Source organism: Pseudomonas cavernicola, assembly GCF_003596405.1.
Classification (GTDB): Bacteria; Pseudomonadota; Gammaproteobacteria; order Pseudomonadales; family Pseudomonadaceae; genus Aquipseudomonas; species Aquipseudomonas cavernicola.
In genome coordinates, this window is sequence record NZ_QYUR01000008.1 from 175065 (window position 1) to 201833 (window position 26769).

23 protein-coding genes and 5 pseudogenes are annotated in these 26769 nt (G+C 60.0%); 13 read left to right on the forward strand and 15 right to left on the reverse strand.

The genetic code is table 11. The features are described from left to right. Positions 1 to 249: 249 nt before the first annotated feature. Positions 250 to 4074, reverse strand: coding sequence for an anti-phage defense-associated sirtuin Dsr1 (dsr1, locus tag D3879_RS22750; protein WP_119956506.1), 3825 nt, complete (start codon positions 4072 to 4074; stop codon positions 250 to 252). A gap of 469 nt (positions 4075 to 4543) precedes the next feature. On the opposite strand from dsr1, the gene tnpB reads away from it, so the two are divergent. Then, positions 4544 to 4954, forward strand: coding sequence for an IS66 family insertion sequence element accessory protein TnpB (gene tnpB / locus D3879_RS27265; protein ID WP_238474308.1), 411 nt, complete (start codon positions 4544 to 4546; stop codon positions 4952 to 4954). Here the strand turns inward: tnpB and D3879_RS22760 are convergent. The 3 genes and pseudogenes from D3879_RS22760 to pdxR form a co-directional block, all read right to left on the reverse strand. Beyond that, positions 4835 to 6040 (reverse strand): annotated as a pseudogene (locus D3879_RS22760) (MFS transporter). The gene tnpB and the pseudogene D3879_RS22760 sit on opposite strands and share 120 nt — an antisense overlap. 52 nt (positions 6041 to 6092) lie before the next feature. After that, positions 6093 to 7166, reverse strand: coding sequence for a sugar phosphate isomerase/epimerase family protein (locus tag D3879_RS22765; protein ID WP_119956507.1), 1074 nt, complete (start codon positions 7164 to 7166; stop codon positions 6093 to 6095). Positions 7167 to 7283: 117 nt separating this feature from the next. Further along, positions 7284 to 8780, reverse strand: coding sequence for a MocR-like pyridoxine biosynthesis transcription factor PdxR (pdxR, locus tag D3879_RS22770; RefSeq protein ID WP_119956508.1), 1497 nt, complete (start codon positions 8778 to 8780; stop codon positions 7284 to 7286). Between the two features lie 226 nt (positions 8781 to 9006). On the opposite strand from pdxR, the pseudogene D3879_RS22775 reads away from it, so the two are divergent. Further along, positions 9007 to 9620: pseudogene (locus D3879_RS22775) on the forward strand (IS630 family transposase); the annotation flags it as partial. Between the two features lie 119 nt (positions 9621 to 9739). Here the strand turns inward: D3879_RS22775 and D3879_RS22780 are convergent. The 5 genes from D3879_RS22780 to D3879_RS22800 form a co-directional block, all read right to left on the reverse strand. Then, complete coding sequence (locus tag D3879_RS22780) at positions 9740 to 10564, reverse strand: ABC transporter permease (RefSeq protein ID WP_218567859.1); 825 nt, start codon at positions 10562 to 10564, stop codon at positions 9740 to 9742. 67 nt (positions 10565 to 10631) lie between these two features. After that, entirely contained in the window at positions 10632 to 11564 is a 933-nt protein-coding gene (locus D3879_RS22785; RefSeq protein WP_119956509.1) for an ABC transporter permease, read from the reverse strand. Next, a complete protein-coding gene (locus D3879_RS22790; protein WP_218567860.1) occupies positions 11564 to 12571 on the reverse strand; it encodes an ABC transporter ATP-binding protein in 1008 nt (335 codons plus the stop codon). Before D3879_RS22790 ends, D3879_RS22785 begins: the two co-directional genes overlap by 1 nt. Then, positions 12568 to 13563, reverse strand: coding sequence for an ABC transporter ATP-binding protein (locus D3879_RS22795; RefSeq protein ID WP_119956510.1), 996 nt, complete (start codon positions 13561 to 13563; stop codon positions 12568 to 12570). The genes D3879_RS22790 and D3879_RS22795 overlap by 4 nt, the downstream gene beginning before the upstream one ends. A gap of 63 nt (positions 13564 to 13626) precedes the next feature. Next, positions 13627 to 15174, reverse strand: coding sequence for an ABC transporter substrate-binding protein (locus D3879_RS22800; RefSeq protein ID WP_119956511.1), 1548 nt, complete (start codon positions 15172 to 15174; stop codon positions 13627 to 13629). A 147-nt stretch (positions 15175 to 15321) separates the two neighbouring features. On the opposite strand from D3879_RS22800, the gene D3879_RS22805 reads away from it, so the two are divergent. Together D3879_RS22805 and D3879_RS22810 are read left to right on the forward strand one after the other, a co-directional pair. After that, on the forward strand, positions 15322 to 16044 hold the full coding sequence (locus D3879_RS22805) for a GntR family transcriptional regulator (protein ID WP_119956512.1): 723 nt from the start codon (positions 15322 to 15324) through the stop codon (positions 16042 to 16044). Next, entirely contained in the window at positions 16041 to 16844 is an 804-nt protein-coding gene (locus D3879_RS22810; RefSeq protein WP_119956513.1) for an inositol monophosphatase family protein, read from the forward strand. The genes D3879_RS22805 and D3879_RS22810 overlap by 4 nt, the downstream gene beginning before the upstream one ends. A gap of 347 nt (positions 16845 to 17191) precedes the next feature. Here D3879_RS22810 and D3879_RS22815 read toward each other — a convergent pair whose 3' ends face one another. Next, the gene (locus D3879_RS22815; RefSeq protein ID WP_119957069.1) at positions 17192 to 17407 is read right to left on the reverse strand and encodes a hypothetical protein; all 216 of its coding nucleotides are present in this window, start codon (positions 17405 to 17407) and stop codon (positions 17192 to 17194) included. 97 nt (positions 17408 to 17504) lie between these two features. Further along, entirely contained in the window at positions 17505 to 17810 is a 306-nt protein-coding gene (locus tag D3879_RS22820) for a hypothetical protein (protein WP_119956514.1), read from the reverse strand. A 125-nt stretch (positions 17811 to 17935) separates the two neighbouring features. Between D3879_RS22820 and D3879_RS22825 the strand changes: the two are divergent. The 5 genes and pseudogenes from D3879_RS22825 to D3879_RS27270 all read left to right on the forward strand — a co-directional run. Next, positions 17936 to 18371: pseudogene (locus D3879_RS22825) on the forward strand (DnaT-like ssDNA-binding protein). Between the two features lie 34 nt (positions 18372 to 18405). Further along, a complete protein-coding gene (locus D3879_RS22830; protein WP_119956515.1) occupies positions 18406 to 18600 on the forward strand; it encodes a hypothetical protein in 195 nt (64 codons plus the stop codon). Positions 18601 to 18645: 45 nt separating this feature from the next. Continuing rightward, positions 18646 to 19296 (forward strand): YybH family protein, encoded by a 651-nt coding sequence (locus D3879_RS22835; protein ID WP_119956516.1) that lies wholly within the window; start codon positions 18646 to 18648, stop codon positions 19294 to 19296. A gap of 192 nt (positions 19297 to 19488) precedes the next feature. Further along, positions 19489 to 19968 (forward strand): VOC family protein, encoded by a 480-nt coding sequence (locus D3879_RS22840; protein ID WP_119956517.1) that lies wholly within the window; start codon positions 19489 to 19491, stop codon positions 19966 to 19968. A 93-nt stretch (positions 19969 to 20061) separates the two neighbouring features. Then, positions 20062 to 20181: pseudogene (locus D3879_RS27270) on the forward strand (hypothetical protein); the annotation flags it as partial. Between the two features lie 157 nt (positions 20182 to 20338). On the opposite strand, the gene D3879_RS22845 reads toward D3879_RS27270, so the two are convergent. Further along, positions 20339 to 20983, reverse strand: a complete 645-nt coding sequence (locus D3879_RS22845; protein WP_147411216.1) for a hypothetical protein — start codon at positions 20981 to 20983, stop codon at positions 20339 to 20341. Between the two features lie 708 nt (positions 20984 to 21691). On the opposite strand from D3879_RS22845, the gene D3879_RS22850 reads away from it, so the two are divergent. Next, the gene (locus D3879_RS22850; RefSeq protein WP_119956519.1) at positions 21692 to 22312 is read left to right on the forward strand and encodes a tyrosine-type recombinase/integrase; all 621 of its coding nucleotides are present in this window, start codon (positions 21692 to 21694) and stop codon (positions 22310 to 22312) included. A gap of 130 nt (positions 22313 to 22442) precedes the next feature. Here D3879_RS22850 and D3879_RS22855 read toward each other — a convergent pair whose 3' ends face one another. Continuing rightward, positions 22443 to 23993 carry a hypothetical protein gene (locus tag D3879_RS22855; RefSeq protein WP_119956520.1) on the reverse strand — a complete coding sequence of 517 codons (1551 nt, stop codon included), beginning with the start codon at positions 23991 to 23993 and terminating at the stop codon, positions 22443 to 22445. Further along, positions 23993 to 24226, reverse strand: a complete 234-nt coding sequence (locus tag D3879_RS22860; RefSeq protein ID WP_147411218.1) for a hypothetical protein — start codon at positions 24224 to 24226, stop codon at positions 23993 to 23995. Before D3879_RS22860 ends, D3879_RS22855 begins: the two co-directional genes overlap by 1 nt. A gap of 221 nt (positions 24227 to 24447) precedes the next feature. Here D3879_RS22860 and D3879_RS22865 point away from each other — a divergent pair, with 221 nt between their 5' ends. Next, positions 24448 to 25137: a GNAT family N-acetyltransferase gene (locus D3879_RS22865; protein WP_119956522.1), complete on the forward strand. Its 690-nt coding sequence runs from the start codon at positions 24448 to 24450 to the stop codon at positions 25135 to 25137. Between the two features lie 114 nt (positions 25138 to 25251). On the opposite strand, the pseudogene D3879_RS27275 reads toward D3879_RS22865, so the two are convergent. After that, positions 25252 to 25344 (reverse strand): annotated as a pseudogene (locus D3879_RS27275) (LysR family transcriptional regulator); the annotation flags it as partial. Positions 25345 to 25364: 20 nt separating this feature from the next. Between D3879_RS27275 and D3879_RS27280 the strand changes: the two are divergent. Further along, a complete protein-coding gene (locus tag D3879_RS27280; protein ID WP_238474330.1) occupies positions 25365 to 25442 on the forward strand; it encodes a cupin domain-containing protein in 78 nt (25 codons plus the stop codon). A gap of 298 nt (positions 25443 to 25740) precedes the next feature. Continuing rightward, on the forward strand, positions 25741 to 26547 hold the full coding sequence (locus tag D3879_RS22880) for a lytic transglycosylase domain-containing protein (protein WP_119956523.1): 807 nt from the start codon (positions 25741 to 25743) through the stop codon (positions 26545 to 26547). Positions 26548 to 26769: the final 222 nt, after the last annotated feature.

Below are 26769 nucleotides of genomic sequence, written 5' to 3' on the forward strand. Positions count from 1 at the left end.
ATGGGTCGCTTCGCCCGCTCCAGATTCTTGTTCCCGCATGTCACTGACTAGCCAATTGCATTGGTGCTGACCACCGTTTGCATCCGGCTTGACCAATGCACGCCGAAGGGACGACCGGCAGAGAACGGCCAGGAGCGGACTTCTAGAGAAGGCGGGAGATAAATCCCCCCTTTGTTGTCCTGAGCATGAGATATACCGGGACAGCCATTCGCCCCACCTTTCAGGCTAGTGCAGAGAGCACACCAAGACTCACACCCCTCGCCGCCGGGAATATTCAAGGAGCCGCTGATACCGGGCGTCCTGGGTCAGCCCTGGAGTTGCCTGCACAATTGCATCCAAGCATTGCCCCAACTCACGAGGTGCCCACGGCTGGTCATCGATGATGATATTCAGCAGTCGCAAAGCTTCTGCTGGAGACCGGCCGCTTAGCCCGGACTCATGCAGTCGGTGCACGACGTAGTGCGGATGTTCGATCGGACGCAACCAGTCCTGGACTGCCGTCAAGGCAGCGGGAAACTCAGAGCCCGCAGCAATGCTCAATCGAACGAGAGATTCAGCAATGCTCGGAGTGGCAAGGTCGCGAGATTTTGGCCAGACGTGCTGCCAGAATGGCTGGATGCGGTTCCTCCAGTACTCCTCTCGCTGATCAGCGGCCCCTTCAAGGGCCTGCGAGAGTGCTTGTGCAGACTCCTGAAGCCCCTCTTGGGGCAGCGCTCCAATAGCGTCTCGGAACTCTTCCATCGTGTAGCCATCGGTCGGCCCTAACGCTGCGTAGGTCAGAAAAGCTGCGAACTGCTGGGCATGCTCACCCAAATCGGCGTAGTGACGCGCGGTTTCAAGGAACTGTGATTTGAATTCGATAAGCAATGGCCGGTACAGACGAGGCGACCACAAGAAGCCCTCCCATACGGCCTTAGCCTCTAGATTGACCGTCCAATTGAACAGTGGCAGAAGGTGCCGCTCGGTCCATGGGCGATCCACACGGAAGAGCGCGATCAATCTAGAACCTAGCAGTACCCTGCCGTGGCGGAACCGATCTACATGAACATTGCAGAGCTCAGTGAAGAAAGGTTCGATTTCTGCTGGAAGCTGATCGTTGTCGCTCGGCTCACGCTCTAACCAAAGGTTCAGTAGAGCCTGCGTGACGTGCCCTATCGGGTGATTAATCGCCTCGGTGACAGGTTCGTTGAGCGGTTCGCCATTTCGCGTCATGCCGGAGACAGCATCAAGCGGCAGACTCAACACACGACGACACAGGTCCAGCAGGATGTCCTCATGTCGGTTGATCGACTTGGAAACTGCCTCCAGCCAGTGCGTCACGCCATGCGCAACTTCCAGTAGTACAGCGTCCGGCATTTTCTGTATCAGCAGTGCGGCGTATCGCCAAGACCGCAACACCCGGCCCTTTTCGCTCCAGACTTGCAGCGCCTCCCGCCATCGTCCTGCAGGCCATACATCCTCTTGCGCCAAGTCGCTCAACGCAAACAGGCTGTTCAATAGATGCTTTCGACAGACCTCGCGCCAAGTATCCTCGAAGAAGGGGTGCCGGTCGGGTAGTGGCTGCTTGAGCCACTGAACGAGTTCGCGCCGTTTGTGTGGCGCAATATCGACTTCTCGATTGTCCTCATAGTCCGGGTCGCCGGTGCCACTCATCCAATGCGAGAACTCGTCACGCTCGTTGGCCGCCAATTGCCACTGCGGATGAGCACGTGACAGGTCTTCCAAGCGCGCCGTGGCGGCAGTGCTCAGCGCGAGCCCTGAGGCGTTCAGTTTGGAGAGATGCAGCCACACAGATTGCTCGACCAAGTCTTGCCAACGATCCGGTTCAAGATCATCTCGGTACATCTCGCGCAGCGGACCACCCAAGATAGCTGTCTCCAGCGGACCCTGGACAGGCTGCGCCAATCGGCGACCTTGCAGTACCAGGAGCCGGAGTACCTCTCGCTTCGTATCCGACGCCCACAGCCACCAAGCTCCATCGCCCAGCAGCCAGTCCACCCACTGCTCGGGAGCGATGCAGTCGTCCTGGCTGGCGGCGAAGAAGGCCAGTCGTTTGAACGTTGGGTAAGGGAGTTCGAACCACGCTTGTGCGATTCGCATAGCGCGGGCAGCATTAACGCCGCGAACCGCCAACCACGCATCGCGCAGAAGCTCGATCAGCGAAACCCAATCGCGGTAGCCACGGTTTTGCCAGTGCGGGGTGATAGATGGCAGATCCCAATGAGATCGGTCGCTGCGATCGTCGGCTTCGCCTAGCTCGCACAGCAGGTCTAGCGCATCGCGCAGTAGTTGCTGGAAGTCCTCCAACAATGACGGTAAGGCTGATATCCAGCCGTCGTCTGCAAGATCTCGAAGCATCGAGTGAACGTGATCGACGGCCAGCACCAAGTCCCAGTCCACCAACTGCCGTATGCGAGTGGGCTCATCGGTGATTTGGGATTCTTCGCCCCAGCGGAATGGCTTCTTCAATCTAACCTTGGGCGCAAGCACCTCACGGAGTTCGAGTCGCAACGTGACTGTCAGCCCGTCCCGCTTCAAGCGATCTTTCCAGCGGTATAGATCTAGTTCGCGCCACGGCGACTTTACCCGCCCGCTCAGGAGCAGGTGCCACAAGGTTCGCATAAGCGGTCCAGGTATGGCGTTGGGTGCGTGGCTGCGAACTTCATCCAGCTCGGATGCTTTGCCCTCGCGCTCGAGGCGAGCAAACTCATTCAACCGGTCCTCGATCAGCCAGGACCAGCGGTCATGCAGTTGACCACCTTGTTGTACGATCCAAATGATCAACTGCGGATCATTCAAATGTCTTACCAACCAGCGGACGAGTTGAAACATGACGGCATCCCACTGGGAAGCCGAAATGCCACCGGATACCAGCATCATCGGTGGCGCGAGGGAATACGCTGCCGGACGGCGAACTAAGCTGAAGCGCAGCTTGGTATCAACCTCGTCGCTCGGTGGCACACCAAAGCGGGTAAGATCACCGTGTTGATAGCGCTCCTGTGAGAACGCTTCTAGCAGCCAATCCAGCGATGGAGTGGGGTTGAACTCCGCGAACTGCCGGGCAGGCAGCCCGGATTTGTCAGACAGAGCCCACAGCATCCGGCCAACAAAGTCATCTTGTCGCGTACTGGCCGATGGCCGCGCTAGGGCATGACTGACGACGATGCGCTCCTTGCCCATCACGCCGTCACGGTAGGTTTCCGCCCAAACGTGCAAGGTCTTGTGCAGCGCCGAATGGTCATAACTGGCGGCGGGAACATCGTACAGGATGGGGTTAACGCCCTTAGCTTCCCACTCGATGGTCTTGCCTTGTTCTTGCCCTGGCTCACAATCGCCCAATGCCCAGGCCTGCGGCGTAATTTCGCCCAGCATTCGGTCAGCAGCCAGCGCATCCATCATGTAGCGCAGCACCGGATCATTGATGCTGTACCCGACGAAACACACCACATAGTTGCGGAAGAGTTCGCTCACAAAGCGAGCGGCCCAGCGCTCCGTGAGATATGCCAAGCCGAAATCACCGCTGGTCATCACCAGCCGGTTCAATGCAGTGTCATCCGCTTTTTGGGGCAGTAGGCCATGCAAGTAGACCAGCCCGTTCCAGCGACTGTTCTTCGGAATGGGCAGCATCGGCGCTGAATATGCCTGGAACGCTTGCCCCGTGCGTTTGGCTGCCGTGTCGAACACGCGGTCGAAGTTGGTGGTCACTAGGCGCAACGCCCCTTCGCGGCTACGGGCCAATCTCAACAAGGCAGCATGGGTTTCTGTTGCACCTTGGCGACGCAACTTGGGCTTCAGAACTTGCGCCAAGGCTTGCCGAACGGCGAGGCGCTGCCCTGGCAAGCGCCGCTCCAGCAAGTCGAGCGTGGCATCGAACTGGCCCCTACTGAATGCCTCCTGCTCGATTGCTGAGAGCGTCGTGCCAGTCAACCGATATATCTGTTCCACCAACCCCTTGAAGCCTGGCAATCCTGCTGGATAGGAAATTCCGGCGCCGCAGAAAAACACAACGCGACCTTCCTCGTGCGCCTGCAATAGCTCATCGGGAATGTCTGGTCCATTAGCAACAAATTGCATTCCCTTGCTCCCCCTTAAGTTCGTTTGATGGCACGGCTCCACCTTGGCGATGGGTTATGTAGCATGCATTCAGATATCTGCCTATCCGGCGTAACGCATCATGAGTGCAACCAAGCATCAACGACAGCTTTGGGTCGCAAGCAGACCTTCACGACCGGCAGCTAACGACCCAGGCTGTGTAAAAACGTGCACTGATACTGACTCGATCAAAAGTCGACCTCCTGTAATCGCGTATACGCCACGATCGCCTATTGGGTAAGGGGTCAAGCACCCCCTAAAACGTCCAGAATTTACGTTTTTACACAGCCTCGACCCATTGCTGCCGGTGAAGACCGGCAGAAACCGGCCCATTTCCTGCCGGTCATAAGCACCTGCCTTACGTTGTGGGCTACGGTTCATCGACTGCAGATGAACCAATGCCAGCTTCCGATCCTGAAGGCTGCGCACGATTCGTACGTGGGCTCGTGCAATGATCCGCATCGACGCCATCTGGCTCGCCACCGAGCCCATGGACATGCGCGCCGGCACCGACACCGCATTGGCCCGCGTGGTGGCTGTGTTCGGTGCGGCGAAGCCGCACTGTGCATACCTGTTTGCCAACCGCCGCGCCAATCGTATGAAAGTGCTGGTGCATGCCCCTACACCTTACCGCCCCAAAAAAAGCCAGCCGTCACGCTGGCTTCTTCGTTTCAGACCGCCTCTTCGGAAGGCATCACGCCTGTGCCCGCGCGCCTCGCCGGCGGCTCTCCACGCGCTTCTGTCAAACCGCCCGGTGAGCAGGCTGGACCAGGAAGCCGATCACCTGCCAACCCATCAGGCTGAACACATAGGTGTAGCCTGCTCCCGGAAAGTGGTCGAGGATGGCGGCGTAGATGAGTAGGCCGAACATGCCCGGCGGCATAGCCGATCAGGGAGCCGATGCCGGAAGCCGAGCCGGTTGATGCGCGATGGGAATGCCCACTTCGCTCATCGGCGCCCAGAACAACCCGCGCTGGTGAAACGATCAGCGCGAACGACAGGGTGCGCCATGGCCCCGAAGATGAAGCCGCCCTTGGGAATCGTCAGGATCACGCCATCAGCGCAGCAGCGCCAACAGGGAACCCACTTCAGGTAGCGGCTTCGGGCTCTTGACCAGCTTGTCCGCCTGAAGCCGCCCGGCCGGCGCCCAGGCCTTGAGGATACTGGTTGATGATCCGTAGGCGCCCTACCAGTGCCACCGGCAGGTGGTCCATGTCCTTCAGGGTAGGATTGAAGTAGGTAGGCCGCGTAGAGACGCGATGTAGACCATGACACATTGAGGCTGACCCACGCCCAGATGCCGGTACGCGCACGGCTTCCAGCAGGCCGGCCAGACCGATGTTTCAGTGCTGGCGGCGCCTTTTCCTGCTTTCTTGAGCAGGAAGAGGTTTAAGCAGGCGGCTCCGATATCGATCACTGAGTAGAACAGGATGGCCGACTTCAGGCCGTCTTCGCCGGAGCCCATGGCGACGAACACACCCAGGGCGGAGAAGGCCACCAGGGTATCGACGACGCCACGACCGCCCTCGAGGAAACCGAACATCCGCCCCTGCTCGGTATCGTCGCCGAGGTTGCGGATGGCCTTGAGCAGTGCAGGCCAGTAGATGCAGTCCGCGCAGATGGCGAACAGGCTGAACACGATCAGCAACTGGCTGTAACCCGGGAAGGTGGCCAGGTACAGGCCCAGGGCGCCGGTGCCGATCAGGCCCAGGGGAATCAGCTTGCGCGTGTCGAAGCGGTCCGCCAGGAAACCGCCGACTACGAACAGGGCGGTGGCGATGATCGCGTTGGCGCTGAGCAGGGTACCGATCTCGGTGTGGGTCAGGCCCATGTATTCCTGCATGGGTATGTAGAAGGCGTCCTTCAGGTTCGCCAGCTTGTAGATGGTCCCGCCGCCGAGGACGAGGACCAGGAAGCGGAGCCACTTGGCCTTAGCCTGTGCTGTCATTGTTGTTCTCCACAGTATCCAGGTTGAAATGTCGCCTGCCGCCGAGGGCGGGTCAGGCGCGGGGTTGGCCGGCCTCGGCCAGGGTGAGTTCGGCCAGTACGCGCAGCTCCCTCAGCAGCCCGCGAACGTGGCGGATCTGGTTGTTCGCCCAGCGCTGCTCGTCGGCCATCATGCGGTCGGCCGTGTAGCCGGGCGGCAGGGCGGTTTCGCTCATTTCCCGGTAGGGGATGAAGGGGTCTTCGGCTTCGTCCGACTGGCGGAACGACGGGGCGATGTAGTGGTTTTCCTGCTCCAGGATGAAGGCGATCACCTGGGGCGAGCGCTCGCCGAGCATCAGCAACTCGAACAGCATCCGTGCGCTGGGCAGGTCATCCTCCGGGCTGCCGTGCAGCACGCCGTAGTGGCCGAAGCCGTTCTGCTCGGGGACGATGCGCACGCCCTTGAGGTGCACCTGGCGGATGTACGGGGCCAGTGCCTGCAATGCGGGCAGCGGCTGCTCGCAGGCATTGATCATGTTGCCGAAGTCGAACAGCGCGTTCAGGCGCGGGTTGCCGACCTGGCGCAGTAGCTGTGCGATCTCGCCGCTCTTGAGCTCTTCGTGCTGCTCGAAGTCGATGTGCAGGTCGAACTGGTCGGCCAATTGAACGAGGTAGCGGAGGTCCGCCTCGATCAGCGCCATGACTCGCGACAGGTGACCCTCGTAACGCGAGTAGACGCGGATGTTGCGGGTACCTATGGCGCGGGCGATGGCCACCACCTGGTCGACGTCCTCGCGGCGCGTGCTGCTGATCTCCAGGTGAACGTCCAGTCCCAGGGCACGGGCCTTGTCGGCGAAAGCCTGGAGCTGGGCGGGGTCCATCTGCGACAGGCTATTCTCTTCACCGTCCAGCAGGTGCAGGGAGAGGCCATGCAGCTCGTGGCGGTAGGCGAAGTCCAGCAGGTCCTCAGGCTTGAGGCGGCCATGGGTGAGGTTGGTCAGCAGCGGGTAGCCATGGGCGAACAGGCGGATGCCGTCGAGGCGTTCGAGGAGCCGCCCGGCCAGGGCGGGCGTCAGCAGCGGGGGCGGGGCTTCGCTGCTGGCGTTATGGCGCAGCAGGGTCGCAAAGCGGGCTTGGATAGCGTTCATTCTTGTCATTCCTGGTAAAGGTGCCGGTTTGTCCGGCGGTGCCTTTATCTCTCCGGAATGGCGCTATCGATATAGCCATTATTTTTTAATTGTTATGACCACTTTGGTCGCAGCCCGCTACAGGCGATGCCCCAGCTTTTCCAAGGCCCGCGCCAGGGCCTCGACCTTCTCGCCGGCCTGCTCCTCGGGGGTGCCGGCAAAGCCGATCAGCAGCCCCGGCGGCAGGTAGCGCTTGAGGCAGTAGTCGCCCAGGGCATAGGTGTAAATCTCGTGCTGGGCCAGGCCGCGGGCGATGGCATTTTCATCCACGGCGTCATCCAGCCAGCCGATCAGGTGCAGGCCTGCCTCCACGGGGGCGACCCGCATGAAGCCGCCCAGGCGCAGTTGCAACTGTTCCAGCAGGCGAGCCTGACGGGCCTGGTAGAGCGCGCGCATGCGGCGGATGTGGCCGAGGAAGTGGCCCTCGACCATGAAATCGGCGGTGGTCGCCTGGTGCAGGGTGGAGGGGCTGCGGTCCATCACCGCGCGGATGGCGCAGAAGGGCTCGACCAGCGCCTCGGGGAGGATCACATAACCCAGCCGCAGGGACGGGTAGAGCACCTTGCTGAAGGTGCCGACGTAGATGACCTTCTGCCACGGGTCCATGGCGAAGAGTGCCGGCAAGGGACGGCCGACGTAGCGGAACTCGCTGTCGCAGTCGTCCTCGACTATCCAGCCGTGGCCACGGCCGGCCCACTCGATCAGTTCCTGTCGGCGGGCATAGCTCATGGTGGTCCCCAGCGGATGCTGGCGCGAGGGCGTGGTGAAGGCCAGGCGGGCATCGGGGCATTCACGCAGGCCCTGCTGCACGTCCAGGCCCTGGTCGTCGATGCGCAGGGGCACCAGGCGACAGCCCTGGGCCTGGAAGGCGATGCGTGCAGCGATGTGGCCGGGGTCTTCCATCCACACGCCGTCCTGTGGGTCGAGCAGCAGCATGCCGAGCAGGTTGAAGGCTTGCTGGGCGCCGGAGACGATCACCACCTGGTCCAGGCTGCACTCGATGCCCCGGGCGTCGAAGACATATTCGACGATCGCCTCGCGCAGGCGCTGCAGGCCTTTCAGTTCGCCGTAGCCGAGCAGCGCCTTGGTGGGCTGGCGCAGGTGGCGGTTCATCAGGCGCTTCCAGACCGGCAGCGGGAAGGCATCGTAGGCCGGGTGGCTGGGCAGGAAGGAGGTCGGGCACTCGGGGGCCCAGGTGGCGTAGGACACGCCGCTGAAATGCTCGCTGCGCAGCGAGTGCACGGACTGGCCCAGGCTCGACAGGCGCGGTGGTTTGCGCGGGCCGTCGGCGGCGGCGTCGCGGCGTTCCCATTCGTCCCCGACATAGGTGCCGGCGCCGGTGCGTGGCGCCAGGAAGCCTTCGGCGGTCAGCTGGTCGAAGGCATTGAGGATGGTGATCCGCGACAGCTCCAGCTCCTTGCACAGCGTGCGGGTGGAGGGCAGGCGCGTACCGCCGGGCAGGCGCCCGGCGAGGATCTGCTTGCGCACCTGCAGATAGAGCTGGCGGTAAAGGGGAACGGCGCTGGCGCGGTCCAGCTCGATACCTGTCAGCAGCATGCCACCGGGAGACTTCATTCTGTGCCTGCCTCGTCATGTCGAACCCTCTCCGGGCGTTGGCCCGGCGCGCCTATTGTGCGCCAACCGGGCCGCGGAAAGGGGCGTGTTTCAGCCTGTCCGACCAAGCCGGGCTCCCAGCTTCCGGAGGATGTCCTGGGCCTGCTCCTGGAAGACCTGCGCGGCGGTATCCACCAGCGCGGAGGAGGGCCGGTATTCCGGGCGGATCAACTGCACGCGGAACGGAATCGAGGTGCGCAGGCTTTACCTGAGCCCCCCAGATAACGCTCTTGTGCTGTCGGTTGACGAGAAAACCCAGATCCAGACGATCGTACTCAGCCGATGCTGCCGCTGCGACCGGGGCAGATCGAGCGTCGCACAAACGATTACAAGCGCCATGGCACCACGAGCCTGTATGCCGCGTTCGACATTCTGACGGGCAAGGTCATCGGACGTTTCAACCAGAGACACCGGACTCGAGAGTTTTTGGCCTTCCTGCAACAGATCGACCGTGCCACACCCGCTGAGATGGATCTGCATGTGATCCTGGACAACAGCTCGACTAATAAGACCCCGGCTATCAAGCAGTGGCTGGAGAAGCACCCGCGCTTCAAGCTGCACTTCACGCCTACCAGTGCCTCCTGGCTAAACGCCGTAGAAGGCTGGTTCGCGCAATTGGAAAGACGGGCACTGTATCGCGGCGCCTTTACCAGCGTGGCCGATCTGAAAGCGGCTATTCGCCAATTTATCGAGGTCCACAACGAGCACTCGGCCAAACCATTCAAGTGGAACAAGACAGCTGAGTCGATTATCAGCTCGGTGCACAAGGCAAAGCTGGGAGCAATCAAAATAGATTGTTGAACTAGGCGTGCGACCAAACCCACGAATCCATTCACCGGGTGTCACCGTTTTCCAGCCTCGACACACGCGTGACCCACTTTGCCAAAAACGTGACCCAGCTTTTTCCAGGCAGCTCGGAGTCAACGGCTGGTGGGGTCCAGCCTATCGCGCACCCAATCCCCCAGCAGGGCAAACGCCAGGGTGGTGAAGAAGATCACCAGCGCCGGCAGGGTCGCCAGCCACCAGGCCGTCATCAGGTAGTCGCGACCGCCCCCAACCATATTGCCGAGGCTGCTCATCGGTGGCTGGATTCCAAGTCCGAGGAAGCTGAGCGATGTCTCCAGCATGATGGTTTGCGGGAAGTTCAGCGTCATGTTGACGATCAGCGCATTGGCGATATTCGGCAGGATATGACGGCCGTAGACCCGCCATGGCGAGGCACCGAGCGTGCGCACTGCCACGGCATAACCGTGCTGCACTGACGAAAGCGCCAGGCCGCGGGCGATGCGGGCGTAACGTTCCCAGCCGTAGAGCCCCATCAGCAGGATGAACAGCAGCAGGCTGTTGCTGAAGAACGCCACAACGGCCAGTGCCAGGATCATGAACGGGATAGACGCCTGATAATCGATGGCGATCATCACCAGGTCGTCCACCCACCCCCGGAAGTGGGTCGCCAGCAGGCCGATCGAGGTGCCCAGCAGCGCGCTGATCAGGGTACCGACCAAAGCCACCAGGAGGCTGACCTGCACCGAAGTGACCAACCGGCTCAGTACATCCCGCCCCAGGTGATCGGTGCCGAAGAAATGCCCCCAATGACCGTCCGCCAGCCAAACAGGTGGCTGCAGCCGTGCTCGCAGGTCGATGTGTTGATAGTCATAGGGCAACCACAGGTCGCCACTCAAGGCGACCAGAACCAACAGCGTCAGCCAACCGATCGACAGCCAGATCAACAAGGGCAGGCGCAAGGACCGCCCCTCCTCGTTAACAGCATCGTGGCGGCCACTCTCTTTCGCGTCGCTCATCGTCGTCATTTCAGCCCCCATTTCTCAAGCTGGCCACTCGTGGATCGAGCCAGCCGTACAGAAGATCGACCAGCAGGTTGGTCAACACCATCGAGCAAGCGATCAGCATCACGATGATTTGCACGACCGCCAGGTCGCGATTGGCAACCGAACTGACCAGCAACCTGCCCAGCCCGGGCCACGCGAATACGCTCTCGGTCACAACACCGCCTGCGACCAAGGTGCCAATAAAGAAACCGATTACCGTGATCAGTGGTATCGCCGCATTGGGTAGTGCGTGGTAGAGCACAGCCTGGTGCCAGCGCAATCCCTTGGCGCGAGCGGTGCGCATGTAAGGCTGGTTCAGGGCCTCCAGCATCGCCGAGCGGGTAAAGCGCGCGAACACTGCGGCTTCCGCCAGGGTCATGGTCAACACCGGCATCACCAGGTGCTGCCAGCTGCCGCTGCCGCCAGTCGGCAATAACTGCCAGGTGACCGAGAACAGCAGGATCAGGAGAATGCCAAAGACGAAGTTCGGCACACTGAAGCCGGCCACCGACGCGAGCATGGTCAATCGATCGATCCAGCTATTGCGATGCAGCGCGGCGTAGATCCCGGCCGGAATGCCGATCAGCAAGGTGCACAGGCCGGTAACCCCCATCAGCAGCAGAGTCCGCGGCAGGCGCTCCAGCACCGCGGCCATTGCGTCACGCTCCTCGAAGTAGGAGTAACCAAGGTCCCCTTGCAGGCAATTACCCAGAAACTGCACATATTGCTGCCACAACGGCTGGTCCAGTCCCCATTGCTGGCGGAAGGCATCCAGCGCCCGGGGGTCGGCATCCAGGCCCAGGACATAGATCGCCGGGTCGCCAGACAATCGAAGCACGATGAATACGGTGCTGACGATCAGCAGTATGGTCAGCACGGCTCGGGCGAGTTTCTGCAGGAGGTAGAGCGGGCTCATCAAGCCACCTCCATGATGGGAGGCTCGACATGGAAACACGCGACCGCACGGTTCCGGCTATCGCCTTCGAGCTCGGGTTGCTGCTGGCGGCAACGGTCAGTGGCCATGCTGCACCTTGGGTGGAAAGGGCAGCCGGTCGGGAGGTTGGCCGGGCTGGGGGGTTCACCCTTGAGCCGGACCCGCTGCTGAGGCGTACCGGGCTGCAGGGTGGGAATCGCCGAAACCAACGCGCGCGTGTAGGGATGGCGGGGTGCGCGAAACAGTTCGTTGGCCCGGCCCACTTCGACGATTCGGCCCAGGTACATCACGGCTACCCGATCGCACAGGTGCCGCACGACCGATAGGTCATGGCTGATGAAGAGGAGCGTCAGGCCCCTCTCACGGCGCAGTTGCTGCAGCAGATTGACGATCTGGGCCTGAATCGACACGTCCAGTGCAGAGATCGGCTCGTCGCAGATCAGCAGCTCCGGCTCAAGGACCAGCGCCCTGGCCAGGACCACCCGTTGACGCTGTCCGCCGCTCAGCTCATGCGGGTACTTGGTCATCTGCCCGGTCAGCAACCCAACGCTTCGCAGAAGCTCCTGCGCCAGCTCGCGTCTCCTCTCCCGACCATGCAGGCGATGGATGACCAGCGGCTCGATCACCTGATCAAGCACGGTCATGCGCGGGTCCAGTGCGCCCAGTGGATCCTGGAACACGTACTGCAGGCGTTGGCGCAGTGGAACCCACTCGGCATCCGAACGGCCGATCAATTCATGGCCGCGATAGAGCACTGATCCGGCGCTGGCGCGGGCCATGTTCAGGATGAGCTTGGCGGTAGTCGATTTGCCGCAGCCGCTTTCGCCAACCAGGCCGAACGCTTCGCCCGGACGGATATCGAAGCTGACGCCGTTGACTGCATGGATCCACTGACGTGGAGCGAACAGGTCCCGGCGCTTGCTGCTGGGGAAGGCACAACGTAGATCAGAGACCTGTAGCAAGGGCTGATCCATGGTTCCGAGAGTCATCGTTGCTGCACTCGTGTCGATTGCATGGAGAATGGAGAGAAGCAAGCGAACATCCGGCCTGCTTCGCTGTGCTGGCTGGCTGGCATGCTGTTCAAGCAGATACCCGATGCGCTCGGGCAACGCGGTGCGAAGGCACAGCCCACACCCAGTTCCTGGGGGGGAGGCAGCAAGCCGGGAATCGGCGTAAGCGAATCCTCGTCGCTGTCGATCCGTGGCAGCGAAGCCAGGAGCCCCTGCGTGTAGGGATGGAGCGGCGAGCGGAATACAGCGTCGACCGGACCGCTTTCGACGATCTGGCCGCAGTACATGACCACGACCCGGTCACAGGCTTGAACGACCACGCCAAGGTCGTGAGTCACCAGGATGATCGACATGTCACGCTGGTCGCGCAGCTGGCGCAAGAGGTCGATGATCTGCGCCTGCACGGTGACGTCCAACGCGGTGGTGGGTTCATCGGCAATAAGCAGACGTGGATTACCGGCCAGCATCATGGCGATAACCACCCGCTGGTTCAGTCCACCAGAAAGCTGGTGCGGATAAGCATCCAGACGCTGCTCGGGGGCCGGCACACCGACAAAGCCAAGCAATTCGAGGGCACGTTGTTTCAGGGCATGGCGGCCGCTTCGATCGGGATCGTTCAGCCGGATGGCCTCATAAAGCTGCCTGCCGACAGTCTGCACCGGGTTCAGCGCGCTCATCGGATCCTGGAAAATCATCGCCAACTGGCTGCCACGCAGCCGGCTCATGGCGCGGTCATCCTGACTGGGGATTGGCTGGCCATCCCAGCGCATTTCGCCGCGCAGCCGGGCGTTGCCGTCCAGCAGCCCCATCGCGGCCATGCAGGTAACACTCTTGCCGCTGCCGCTCTCGCCGACGAGCCCGACAATCTCACCTCGGCCCACCTGCAGATCGACGCCGCGTACCACCGGGACGCTGGATCGCCCGGCGGAAAAGGCAACATGCAAGTCGCGGATATCCAACAGAGGTTGCATTGAAACTCCTGGCTAGACAGGAAGGGCGGGGTGACCCGCCCTGTACAGATGGAGAGACCTCGATCAGTGCTTGATCCGCAGCACTCGGCTGCTCAGGTCCATGAAGGGATTGTCGGTGGCTGTCCATTCCAGTTCGCTACGCACGCCGTAGTACATCGGCAAGGTATGCAGGTAGGTGCCTGGTGGATCCTGGCGCTCGTAGATATCCAGCAGTTGGCGCATGGCCTCGATCCGCTTCGCCTTGTCAGTGCCCTTGAGCTGTTCACCCCACTGATTGAAGGCGTCACTCTGGAAGGTGTGATTGCGCTGGAACCAGCCCTCGGGTCCATACAGTCGGTAGATCTGGCCCAGGGGATCAGGGTATTCGGCGCTGTTGGACCAGTTGAAAATCCCTCGGCCTTTCGGGTCGTCCTCGATTTGGGCCCAGTTCTCCTTCGGCTCCAGCGTGACGTTGAGACCTACCTGGCGCCACATCTCGACCAGAATCTGCGCAGTGTTGACCTCTCCGGCGTAGTAGTCCTGAAGGTAGCGATAGGAGATCGGCTCACCCTTGTAGCCAGCCTCCTTCAGCAGTTGTCGTGCTTTCTCGGGGTCGTATGGATTGCCTTTGAAGTCACCGATAAAGAGGTCACCGAAAACCTCCATCTGCAGTCCATTGGGCACAGACGTGTGGCCCGCATAAAGGGTGTCCACGATCAGCTGGCGATCGATGGCGAGGCTGAGCGCCTGGCGCATCTTCGGATTTTTCAGCTGCGGGTGGTTCTCATCGAAAACGATGACGCGGATATTGCGGATCGGGCCGCCAGCGATCCGGGTAGAGGGATCAGACTTGAGCAGCTCGAACTGGTCCGGAGTCAATTCGGTGGCAATCTGGTACTCGCCGGTTTTCAGGCCGGCGATACGGGCCGCGGTCTCAGGCACCTCCTTGAAGGTCACGCTGCTCGCTGGCGCACGCTCCCCCCAGTATTGGTCGAACGCCTGCAGCTTGATGTAGTCGCCATGCTTGACCTCGACCAGGCGGTAAGGTCCGGTTCCGACCGGTTGCTTGAGCCAGTTCTCCCAGCTACCTGCAGCCTGGAAGGCGTCCTTGCAGACCATTTCGCTCATCCAGTTGGCGAAGCGTAACTCCAGCAATGGATCCGGCTGCGTGAAGCGGATCCTGACCATATGTCTGTCACGCACTTCAACTTTTTCCAGGCCTCCAAGGTATTCCCGCGCGATGCCCCAGCCAGGCGCCTGCTCCCCCAGAAAACGCTGTGGTCCCAGGCTGAAAGCGACGTCCTCGGCATCGAAGGCCTCGCCGTTATGGCACTGCACCCCCTGACGCAGGCTCAGTTCCAGCGTCCGGTCGTCAAGCCGCCTCCAGCTCTCTGCAAGCCCGGGCTTCAACGCACCTCCCGCCACGCTGTCCGTGTAGATCAGGGTCTCCAGCACGTTCTTCATCACCCGGGCATTTACGTTGCTGTTCTCAGCCATCGGGTCCAGGCGGGACGGGTTCTTGGTGACCGCCACGGTCAGGTCCATCTGGCTGGCGGCGATTGCCGAGCCAGCGCTCGCACTGAGCAAGGCGCTGCCCAGCAGTGTGCAGAGCGCGTGTGAGAAGCGATTCATCTTTCGGTTCCTCAAGCTGTTATCGGTGTCATCAAACGGTCACTGTCATTTATCAGCTGTTCCGTTAGATTGGTTTAAACCAGAACGCGCTTATTGGTTTAAACCAACTTTGTTACGCTTTCGTTAAGACTTGAGGAATTCAGAAGCATGGAAACAGAGTCCACCATGACTTCCGCCTGCCTTGCCCGGCAGGCGTTGAAGGAGGCGCTGGCTCAGCAGCGCTGGCAGGCAGGCGAGAAGCTTCCGCCGGAGCGCGAGCTATGCGACTCCCTGGGCGTGAAGCGGATGTCGCTGCGCCAGGCATTGCTGGCGCTGGAGAATGAGGGGGCGATTTTCCGCCTGGATCGAAAGGGCTGGTTCGTGGCGCAGCCTCGTTTCATCTATAACCCGCTGAGTTATGTCAGCTTCCAACGTGCCGCATCCGAGCAGGGTGAAGCGAGCTGGCAGGACCTCTCGCAGGAGGGGATCGAAGCCGACGCCGATCTGGCCGCCGATTTCGGTATTCAGCCGGGGGAACCGCTATTGCGCGTCTATGGCTGGGGCGCCTTCAACGGTCACCGGATATTCGTCCATGACGTGCTGATCAACTGCCAACGGGCGCCAAACTACCCCGTGAAGCTGGCTGGGCGTTCCTTCACCGAGGTCTGGGAGCAGGAGTTCAACATCAAGCCGAAACTGGCAGATCTGAAAATCCGCCCCGTGCGGTTGGAAGGGCAGCCACAACAGTTGCTTGGCTGCACCAGCGGAGCGCCGGGGCTCTACATCAGACGTATCAAGACAGATGAGCAGGGCCAGGTGATTCAACTCGACCGGGAGTTCTGGCGCTTTGAAGCACTGGAGCTGCACTTTTCACCGGAGCAAGTCAGATGAATTCGATTTCCCGCCCGGGTCTACCCGCAGCAGCTCTGCCACTTGCCCAACAGATGGCAGATGAGGCAAGGACCATCATCAAACGCTATTTCCGCACCCGGCCGGTGGTAGATGCGAAGGGCGATGACAGCCCGGTGACCATCGCCGACCGCGAAGTCGAACGAATGATGCGCCAGCGAATAGAAGAGGCCTTTTCGGAGCATGGCATCAAGGGCGAGGAGTTTGCCCACCGCAATCCAGAAGCAGACTGGTGCTGGCATCTCGACCCGATCGACGGGACCAAATCGTTCCTGTCTGGTTCGCTTTGCTTCGGCACACAGATAGCCCTCAGCTACCGGGGTGATCCGGTATTGGGCCTGATTGATCAGCCGATTACCGGCGAGCGCTGGTTGGCGAGTCCTTCTCGGACAAGCGAGTTGAACGACCAGCCAATCCGTACCTCCCGTTGCACCGAGCTGGCCGAAGCAGTGCTCTATACGTCTGACCTGGCCTGCTTCCAACAGGGCCAACTCGGCCACTTCAAACGCTTGCAGCAGGCAGTCAGCCTGACCCGCTATTCGCACGACTGCTACGCGGCAGGTCTACTGGCGCTTGGTCAGATCGACTTGTTGGTGGAGGCCAACGTCTATCCCTACGACATCGCTGCGCAGATCCCGGTGATTGAAGGGGCGGGCGGCATAGTCACCGACTGGCAAGGTAATCCGTTGTGCCTGGAGGGGCGAGTCTGTGTGTTGGCATCCGCCAATACCGAGTTGCATGCCAAGGCGCTGGCGACTCTGAATGAAACAGGACGTTCGTAGCCTTAGGTCATTACGGACAGGGGACCGGGGCTACCGTCTTCGCAGGAAGCAGTCAGACAACTGGTAGAGGCCGTGGAGATAAGCCGCCAGCTCGAAAGGCCACGGCTGCGGAATCACCGACATGGCCCCGGAGGTGTTCGACTGACGCATCGTCAGAACCGTAAAAGGGAGGCCAGGAGGCCTCCCTTTTTGGGATTTGCGTTGGGGAGATATAGGAAAAAGGGGACAGATTTATTTTCTAGTCGGTGAGCGTATGAAAATAAATCAGTCCCCTTAAGCCGTAGTCCCCTTAAGCCGTCCCGCCTGCTCGCCGAGTTCGTCGCGCCACCCGAAGACGAATAACCGCATCAAGCTAGCTTAAACGAGACGCCCTGCACCTCATCACGGGTCAGCCGTAACTCGCCGGAATCCTGGTTCAGGCGGTGCACGACGTTCAGTAGCCGCTGACGAAGCAGTTCATCACCTAGCTGATCAATAGCCCGCATGACCTCAATTGCTGCGGCCTCGTTGTTGGCTGCTACGGAGTCCAGGGTTTTGCGCAAGTTTCGTGCTGGTCGGCTCACTTGAGAGGTCCTCATGGATCAGGTGAGCACCCTATGACATCCATGTTTCCTTTTAACTTCAGCCGCTTTGATTCTGATGCGCGGCGCCTGACTACACTTAGAACCTCGGCAGATCGCTGATCATTCTGCCTGGAACGGCACGATCTTCGGTTTCGGTCACGTCACCACTGGGCAAGCGAACTTCCAGTAGCTTTTCGCCTGACACAGTCCCCATACCTGTTTCGAATGTCATCTCGACAACGTCGCCACCGCGAATAGCCCCGATGATGTCTTCCATCGAAGCGATGTGTGGCTCTTCAAGTAATCGTCCTCTGCTGAGGTTGGGGTCAAACTTTGCCCACATGAAGAGCTCAATTTCGTCGTCATCGTTGACGCGAACGGCTGTAACCACATAAAGCGCCATGGACTCACCTTGCAGGCTTCGGCCTTCTCGATCTGATCGAACCTCAGCATATCCCCGTATCACGGCGGCATGTCACGCACACCTAAGCCGACCTGCTCAAGCTGCTGGAAGCCCAGGAGTAACGTATTCTCATCATCGAGGACGGCACCGGCAAGGTAGACGCAGAGAGCTACGCCACCGCCGCGGAACTGGTCAGCTATGCCATCAAGTACGGCATGACCATTCCGACTGACGCGGTTACGCAGGAAGCGCTGCTGCGCCGGTCCGCCTTGGCAATGGATGGCATGCAGTGGAAAGGCTGCAAGACCAGTGGCGAGCAGGCGCTGTCCTGGCCTCGCCGTGAGGTCGAGATCGACGGCGAAATCAAGCCGTCCAATTACATCCCTGCTCGCATCCAGTACGGGCAGATGGCTTTAGCCGCCGAGATCTACACCGACGACATCGACCTCATCGAGAAACGCAAAGGCGCAGTGATTCGCGACAAGGTTGATGGTGCGGTTGAGCGCTACGCAGTTTGCGAATTATCTGTTGCGGCGCGGGTTGTTTGCGATTAGGGCGTAAAATAGCGGTGCTACCTCATCAAAAGGAGCCGCATATGATCGCCGACCGACTGAACAAACCAGCGGCTGAGGAAAGAACCGTTTGGGATCAGTATTTTTGTGCTGCGTTGATTGCGGAAAGCAATCTAACGGCACCGGTTGTAGGAGAAGCCACTCATGAAGACAGGCAGAACCTGTTAATTGAAAGGGCCAAAGTTCTCGCCGACAAGATGATGGCAAACAGAAAATAACCAGAGCCCAGCCATCGCGCTGGGCTCTTCATGTCTGGAGCCAACATGAGCGCCTTCTACGACGAGAGGGCCGCCATGGCCCTGGAGCTGATCGCTGAGTTCGACCAGCTTGTGACCCTGCGCAATGAGCAGCGGGGGGGGTACGACCCCGAAACCGGCACGACTAACCCTGGCTCAACCATCGAGCAGACCGCTCAAGGCATCTTGATTGAGTACACCGGTCGGGAGTTCGAAGCGTCGTCGCTGATTCAGGTGCAGGAGCAGCCGAATATGACACCGAACCAAATTTTCCCCATTGACTGGACTGCCGTGGCGGACGCTTTCTGTAAAGCCTGGTCCAGCAACCGGGGTTCGCCCGATTACGACTACCTGGCGAATCTTTACGCACCAGATAACGATGTGATCATCTACGACACACTCCCACCCCTAAACGGCTTTCTAGGCTTCACCCAACTTCGAAGTGAGATCTATCCGGGGCTTGAGCAAATTGCGGTCGAACGGACCGGTGACGTCGTGGCGCGAGAGATGGCTGCCGGACATATTGTGGTCACCTGCTATCCATTTCGCCTGCAATACGTATTTGCAGATGGCCGCAAGATGTCGATCGATGCAAGGATCAGTGAAGTGTGGGAAAGACGAAGCGACGGATACCGCATCGTTCATGAACATCCCTCTACCGTCTATGCCATGGGCTGAAACATATCGCGAGAAAAGGCCAGCGTCATTGCAGATGACGCCCGATCTGAATCGCTCCTAGTTTCGTCGACACTTCCGACTGGCCGCTTCTGGCCGGTTTCTGCCGGTTAGCACCGGCAGCTTCGGGTCGGGAAGCGACAGGCTGGCTGCGCGGCTAGAATCCATGATCAGTACCAATCGTGGAGAACCAAGATGATCAGCAAAAACACGATATGCCTATGGTATGACGGCACTGCGTTGGATGCTGCGACGTTCTATGCCGAGACTTTCCCGGACAGTGTGGTGGGCGCTGTCCATCGCGCGCCTGGCGACTATCCTGCTGGCAAGCAGGGCGATGTCTTGACAGTCGAGTTCACGGTGATGGGCATCCCTTGCCTTGGTCTGAACGGAGGGGCGGCGTTCAAACATAACGAGGCATTCTCGTTCCAGGTTGCGACCGATGACCAGGCCGAGACCGATCGCTTGTGGAACGCAATCATCGGTCATGGTGGCCAGGAAAGCGCGTGCGGATGGTGCAAGGACAAATGGGGCCTGTCGTGGCAGATCACACCACGCGTATTGACGGCCGCCATTACCAATCCTGATCAAACAGCGGCCAAGCGCGCGTTCGAAGCGATGATGGGCATGCAAAAGATTGATATCGCCGCGATCGAAGCTGCGCTGAAGGGTTAACCAGCGCTTAGGGCCGAGCGCCGTCAGCGTGACGCCCCGTTGGATGGCAATGCCGCTGCATCATCGGGGGTGCCGTTGACGTCCGCTATGGGTGGTGTCTCCCAGACGATGTACGCAGCGGCGATCATCACGCTGTTCGGTCTGCTGATGTCCTGGATGCTGGCACCTGAAACCCGTTCGCTAAGCCTTCAGCAAGCGGCATCGCTCAGCTAGAAGCGTCTCGTTGGTGTGGCGATGTGGCGGTTGGTCATGCGCTTTCTTGCGCTTGCCGCTGCGCTCGCCACTTTGACGGCAACACGCCATGGGCGTGCAGAAACTGCTTATTGAAGTGAGACAGATCGGTATGCACCCAGACATGGAGTTGCGTTGGTTAACCGATATGCGTAGCAGATGTGGACCGCAGCAGATCCATCAGGGCCAGGACGATGAGGGTGGCGACGACGAACCTGGAAATGGCGATGAAGGTGGCCGGCAGCAGGGGCAAGTCGAGGAGCCGGCGCAGCAGGGCGATCTGCGAGAACAAGTACCAGATGCAGGCGAGAGTGGTGAGAAACATCGCCAGCGCTACCTGGATGCCTGCCAGCAGGTTGGCCGCGATCAGCACGATGGAAAGAGGGGAGGCCAGGTAGCACTGGATGTAGAAGGGCTCGCGCAGGGTGGTGCGGCTCACGCGGACTCGCCGCACCCGCAGCATGGCCATGGCCGGCATCAGCGCGTACAGGCCGTAGCTGAAGCTGCGCACCAGCAGCGTCAGCAACTCGCCGGAAACCAATGGCGAAGGTCGATCCGGTATGGCGAAGCCGACGAGATGGGCAAGGACGATGGAAAGGACCAGCATCAGCGGTGGGCTGAGCATGCCGCTGAAGCGCCGGTCAGGCTGCTGCTCGAGCTGTCGTCGGGTATAGAGCGAAACGGCGATGGGGTTGCATAGCACTCGCCAGAGCGTTCGCGGAAAGGAAATGGGCCAGGTCGCGACCTTCCAGAGGAATGCCTCGAGCGATTGCAGGCTGCGCAAGAAGACCACCATCTGTCAGGCATCTGGAGTGGCTGGAAGGTTGCCACGCGGCCCGTTCCAGGGACATCACGGGCAACCCACAACTGATCTGCGCAATGCGATCGAAGCAGATCCAGTTCACCTGAGCATAGCCGAACCACCTCCGGTATTCGTTTCACCGCCAGCCGGGAAGGGCGCCCGAGAGCGCTCCTCCTGAACAACCTGGACCTTGAACGGTTTGGGTAAGAGCTTCGTTGGCGCATGGAAATCCTGACGTTAAGGATGATCGCGTCCGCTTAAAAATACGCGGACACCATCGCCCTTAATGCTGGAGTTCGGAAGGTGACTTGGCTGGACGCTTAGACAGATCGGTGAATCCTGTTTCGTAGGCGACCTGGATGAGAGGGTAATGCGCGGTCGTTCAAGCGCAGCTCATGAGCCCCTGGACCGAGCTTTTGGAGAGCTGGTGGCAGTTGCGTACCGGCGAGAAAGCCAAGGTCAGTTGGCTGCTGCGTGGACTGATATGCGCCCGCTTCCCAGATGTCGGCAGCTCCGCCTGCCCATCTGGCCTTCGCTTTTCATTCACCTAAGGTGCACCGGTCGCCTTAGGCGGGCCTCGCAGGAAAAAGAGAAAGTTCTTCCCCGTTCTAACTGTCCGCTCTTGGCCGGTTAGCGATCGCGTACCGTGGCTGATCCACCTTTGTCCTCCCTAAACGTGGAGGACAAGCCATGAACACCACTGCTACCTGCAGCAATCAACCTTGGAACAAGGGAAAGCTTGTCGGGCAGAAAGCCCCGCTCCGACTCAGTGATATTTGGGCCATTCGGGTAAGACTCCAGCTCGCGGAGAAGACCCGGGATCTCGCTCTCTTCAACTTGGCTATCGACAGCAAGCTGCGAGCCTGCGACTTAACCAAGCTGCGTGTACGGGACGTAGCCCATGGGGAGCATGTGTCGTCACGAGCCATCGTGATGCAGCAGAAGACTCAACGCCCAGTACAATTTGAGATCACTGAGCAAACCCGAACAGTGCTGGAGGCTTGGATGCATCAGGCCCAGCTCCGCAGCGAGGACTGCCTGTTTCCGAGCCGATTGCACGGCTCAGATCATCTCTCCACCCGGCAATACGCTCGAATAGTCAAAGCCTGGGTGACAGCCATTGGCCTTGACCCGACCATGTACGGCACCCACACGCTGCGGCGAACCAAGGCATCGCTGATCTATCGCAGAACGAAGAACCTAAGGGCGGTCCAGCTCCTGCTTGGTCACACGAAGCTTGAAAGCACCGTCAGATACCTGGGAATTGAAGTCGATGATGCCCTGGAAATGGCGGAGCAGACGGAGGTCTGACCATCCACAGCGACGGTCGAAGTTGGACCGTCGCTATCCGGCCAGTAGCTGCCGCTGGGGAGCGGCAGCTACCGACAAGAGGGTTACGGAAAAATAAGGGGCCATGTGGCGTCGAGCTATCCACGCCGCCTCAAAGATCTGCGTGGCTATCGCAGCCATTCTGCATGGTCGATTTCTTCTGCGCTGCCAAACCTGGGACTCCCTTGACTCCGTACTCCGCATAACCTTCAAGATTCGAGAGGAAGGTTGCCATCACTTCTGTGTCATGTGTGTTTAGCAGCGTGACAGCGATATCTATCAATCGCTTTCGAAACGCCAGATGCGCCTCGAAAACGGCCGTCTGCCCGCTCAGAGCAAATCGCATCCATTCAACTGCATAGAAGCCGATGCGCTCAAACTCTTCGTGTGTAGAAGACACAGGGCGGTCGATTTTGAAGGCTGATTTGACGCTGAGACTTTGTCCCCACGCGGAGCCATGTAGGCCTGGTTTGTAGGAAGCTGGCTCCTTTCGCATCGCACGTGCCACGATAACTGCCGCTAGCGCGGTTAGAGCGTCTACGTCTTCACGAGCGGGCACCTCTTGGAGGCTAACCCAGTGATTCAGCACGGAGTGCGCGCTCTCCAAAATGTCCCGAAACTGCCTGTTCGAGACGTCTTCTCCTATAGCCTCGCTCATGAGCGGATGTAGCTGCCGTACTGAGTCGGGTATATCACTTTCACACAGATCGCTCAGGCGGATGCGGGAATGTTTAAGAGCGGCTGATGCAGAGATCGGAGTGACTGAGCGCTGTAGGAGCCTCTCTCGTCGCAGCTTGTCCTCCACTTTGGCAAAGTGCAGGAAGTCCAGAGCATGCATGGTCAAATAAAGCTGCTCATCGGCCCGCAACAATTTACGCGAGGGTGGGCTTCGGCGCGAAGCCCACTGCTCCATGGCCACCTGGTATCTCAACACGACCTCTTCATTGGAGGGGCGTCCAGCGCTTCCCAGTTCATGCGCAATGTCGTTTAGGGCGTCATCCAACACTGCGCGAACGTTGCCAAAAGTGCTATCAATCTCCATCAGCCGCTCAACTGATATCTCTGCGGACAAGTAGTCGTGCAGGTCAATCATGTGCCAACGCAGTTCTGAATCCGCCCCCGTTGGATATGGGTTGGTCAACTCCATGGACGCAGTAGCTTCGGCTGGCGGGCGCAGGATCGACATAAGTTGCAAGAGACCAGGCCGCTGCTTGAAACCATGCAGCAGCTTGACCACCTTGAAAAGCTGGCCAGCGCCGACCTGCTGTTCTTGTGGAGTCTTATGTCCCAGGAGTGCTGCTGTTTCTCTAAGCAGACGCACGACAGCTGCTTTCTCTAAAGGGTTATCACGTGTCTGCTGTGGTGTGCGTTGCTGCTCAAGCTCCTTGCCGAGCGCCTCGTACGTGCATGCCTCATCCGGAATCGATCGGGCGTTGCCAAGATCGAACTCCTCCGGAAAAATTCTCTCCCTTTCCTCATTAGTCAGGCCCGCATGCAGCACACACCGAAGCAAGCTCTGACCGTCCGTGTTTCCCCCTCCGATGATGCGTCCGCAGCGATCCTCTACGTAACTCGCGTCTCGAACGAAGTCGTAGGAAAACAGGTTGACCCCCAGCTGCTTGCCAATACTTTCAAGTATATAAACTCGCTGTTGCTCGGCCATTAATTGCCTCCGAATTTCTTTTCAGTACCGCCAATCACCCGCAGATGGGGGCGGCGAGCCGCATCGTTGTAGGTCTGCGCAAAACTACAGAGCACCTGATCGGCGATTTTTTCTAGAAATGCGTCCCAACCGCCACACTCGCTGATATGAACCAACTGTGCGGCCGTGCCAGTGAGGCGCTTGTTGTTTCTTTGCATGACAAGCGAACACGGTTTCTTCTCTTCATTTTTCACAGCGATGTCCTTTGATAGGTAGCGAAGCCCCTGACCTTCAGAGGCTTCGAACCACGACTTTCCATCATCGTCCGCCTGCTATCGAGAAAATGAATTCAAAGTTTTCCGTTGGCGCAATCTCGTCGATCATGCGAGTGCGGCGAGAACGCTCGATGCTCGCGGGCGTTACAATGGCGCCAGCGCCGATTTCCCGGATCGGGCACGCCCGGAGCCAGCTTCAAATGTTCACCCTTGTATACCTGGACACATCGCCGCCCGAATCCCTGAAGAGTCAGGTTCTACAAATGGTGGTGGACTACTTCAGCGACATCAGCCCGGTGTCGCTGACGCCTAGCAATCCGCTCTATCAGTTGTATCAGTACGTGATTGGCTACGAAGTGCACCTGTATCTGCAGGCCATGAACAGCTCTCTGGATAGCACCGCGCGGTTGATCCTGGCCCTGGATGATGAAGATCCCTCCCAGGTGCTGGGTTTTGCCCTGTACCTGCCGAGCCAGGATGATGCCGAGGCCTGCACTCTGGCGTACATGGCCGTCAAGGCCAGCCACCGCCGACGCGGTATTGCCCGGGCTTTGTTGCAGCAGATGGTCAAGCGTCGGCCCCACGCCGAGCTGGCCTGCGTGGCGAGCAAGGTGCCGACCTTCGAGTCGATGGGGTTTCAGGTACTGGCAGCGCAGGGGCCGCACGTGCTGCTGAACACCCGCGATCACCGCTCGGACGGCATGGTGGCGGTGCAGGATCTGGCCCCGATATACCAATCCAAGGAAGTGCAGCAGATCCACGCCTACCTGGTGCAACAACACGGCAAGAAGGCCATGAGCGAGGCCGAGAACAAACGCGACCGCCTGCTCGACCAGATGGCCCATCAGGCTCAGGTATTGGTGAAAGAGCGTTTCCCTACGATTCACTGACGGCCAAAGGCGGCCAAAGGGGACAGATTTATTTTTCCTGCTTTAAACGTCCGCCTTCGGCCCAGAAGGAGACATTCGTTTGCGTCGGGATGCCCCCTATCCAGTCGTCAGGCATTAAGCACTGTTGAGATGGTCGCGTATGAACTCGATGAACCGCTGGGTCTTCGCAGGAAGCAGCCGTGTTTCGGTCAGTGCGTAGACCGAGATGCGAGTGCGACTACGACGAGATGTGCCACATCCTCGAAGGCACCGTGCGCCTGACCGATGCGGACGGCGTGGCGAAGACCTTCGGGCCGGGCGGATAACGATGACAACTTTGCCGTCGCCTACCTGGGTCTGTTCCGCCCCGGCTCCGGGTCCGTCACCCGCGGATCGGACTTGCGCCTGGCCCTGGCAAGCCGGGACGACGCGTCGTGCGAGCAATCAGGCCTGCGCCTCGCCTGGGAACGCCGGCAGTCCTTACGTCAACGCAAGTTCCAAGGCCGGTTACAAGGGGTATAACTATCAGAACAAAAGGCGGGTCACCCAGAATAGGCCCTCCAAAGGCAGCGCCCGGGCCAGGCGCCCCAGGCCTGATCGGCGCCTGCGGCGCGGAGCGATGTGATGAGTTCCAGAGCATGGCGATGGGCTCGCAAGAGCCTTCTTGGCTGCATCGAGCTGGCCTTGCTGGTCGCTCCACTGTGCGCCAGCGCCATGTTCAAGTGCCAAGCCAGGGACGGAGCCATCAGCTACACCAGCCAAGCCATCGCCAGCGCCCGCTGCACTCGCCTGAATGGCATGGCGGGCGCCGGTGTCGGCGCCAAGGCAATGGCCCTGCCACGGCTTGTGCGGGACGACAACTCAGGCGCGGTGCGGATTCGGGTGTACACCTTCATCCACAAGGGTATTCGTCAATATGTGAGCCGGCGCCCCGTCGGGATCTCCGCACGGGTCGATGTCCTTGAGCTCTATTACATCAAGGACTGCTATCTGTGCATGGCGCCGAAGGATTTCAAGGTCGCCTCACTGCGCCTGGACACCCATACCTATCGGCGGGAGATCGAAGCCGCTTCGGGTCATTATGGTGTCGACAGGGCGCTGGTCCGCGCAGTGATACATGCCGAATCGGCGTTTCGCCCCAACGCCATTTCCGAAGCCGGCGCCCAGGGGCTGATGCAGTTGATGCCCGCCACCGCCGAGCGCTTCGCCGTGGACGATCCGTTCGACGCACGACAGAACATTCGTGGCGGCGTGCGCTACCTGGCCTGGCTGCTCAAGCGCTTCAACGGCAACCAGGTGCTGGCGTTGGCAGGTTACAACGCCGGCGAAGCGTCCGTGGTCGAGTACAACGGGGTGCCTCCCTACGCCGAGACGCAATCCTACGTCACCCTCGTGCAGTCCTTGGCCGAACGCTATCGCAACCATCGCTAGTACCGTAGGGCGCATAACCCGGAATAGGTAATACGCCGGCCCCTCCACGGCGGATAACGCTGGCGCGTTATCCGCCCTACGAAAGCAATCAGGTTCCGCGCTCGATCAATACGCCAGGCGGGGAATGGCTCAACCGAACTTCCACGACCCAAAGCTGCCATTTCAGCATGTGGTGAACTTTTCGTTTTACCAATCGAACTTATGTGAAACTGGTATTAGTGC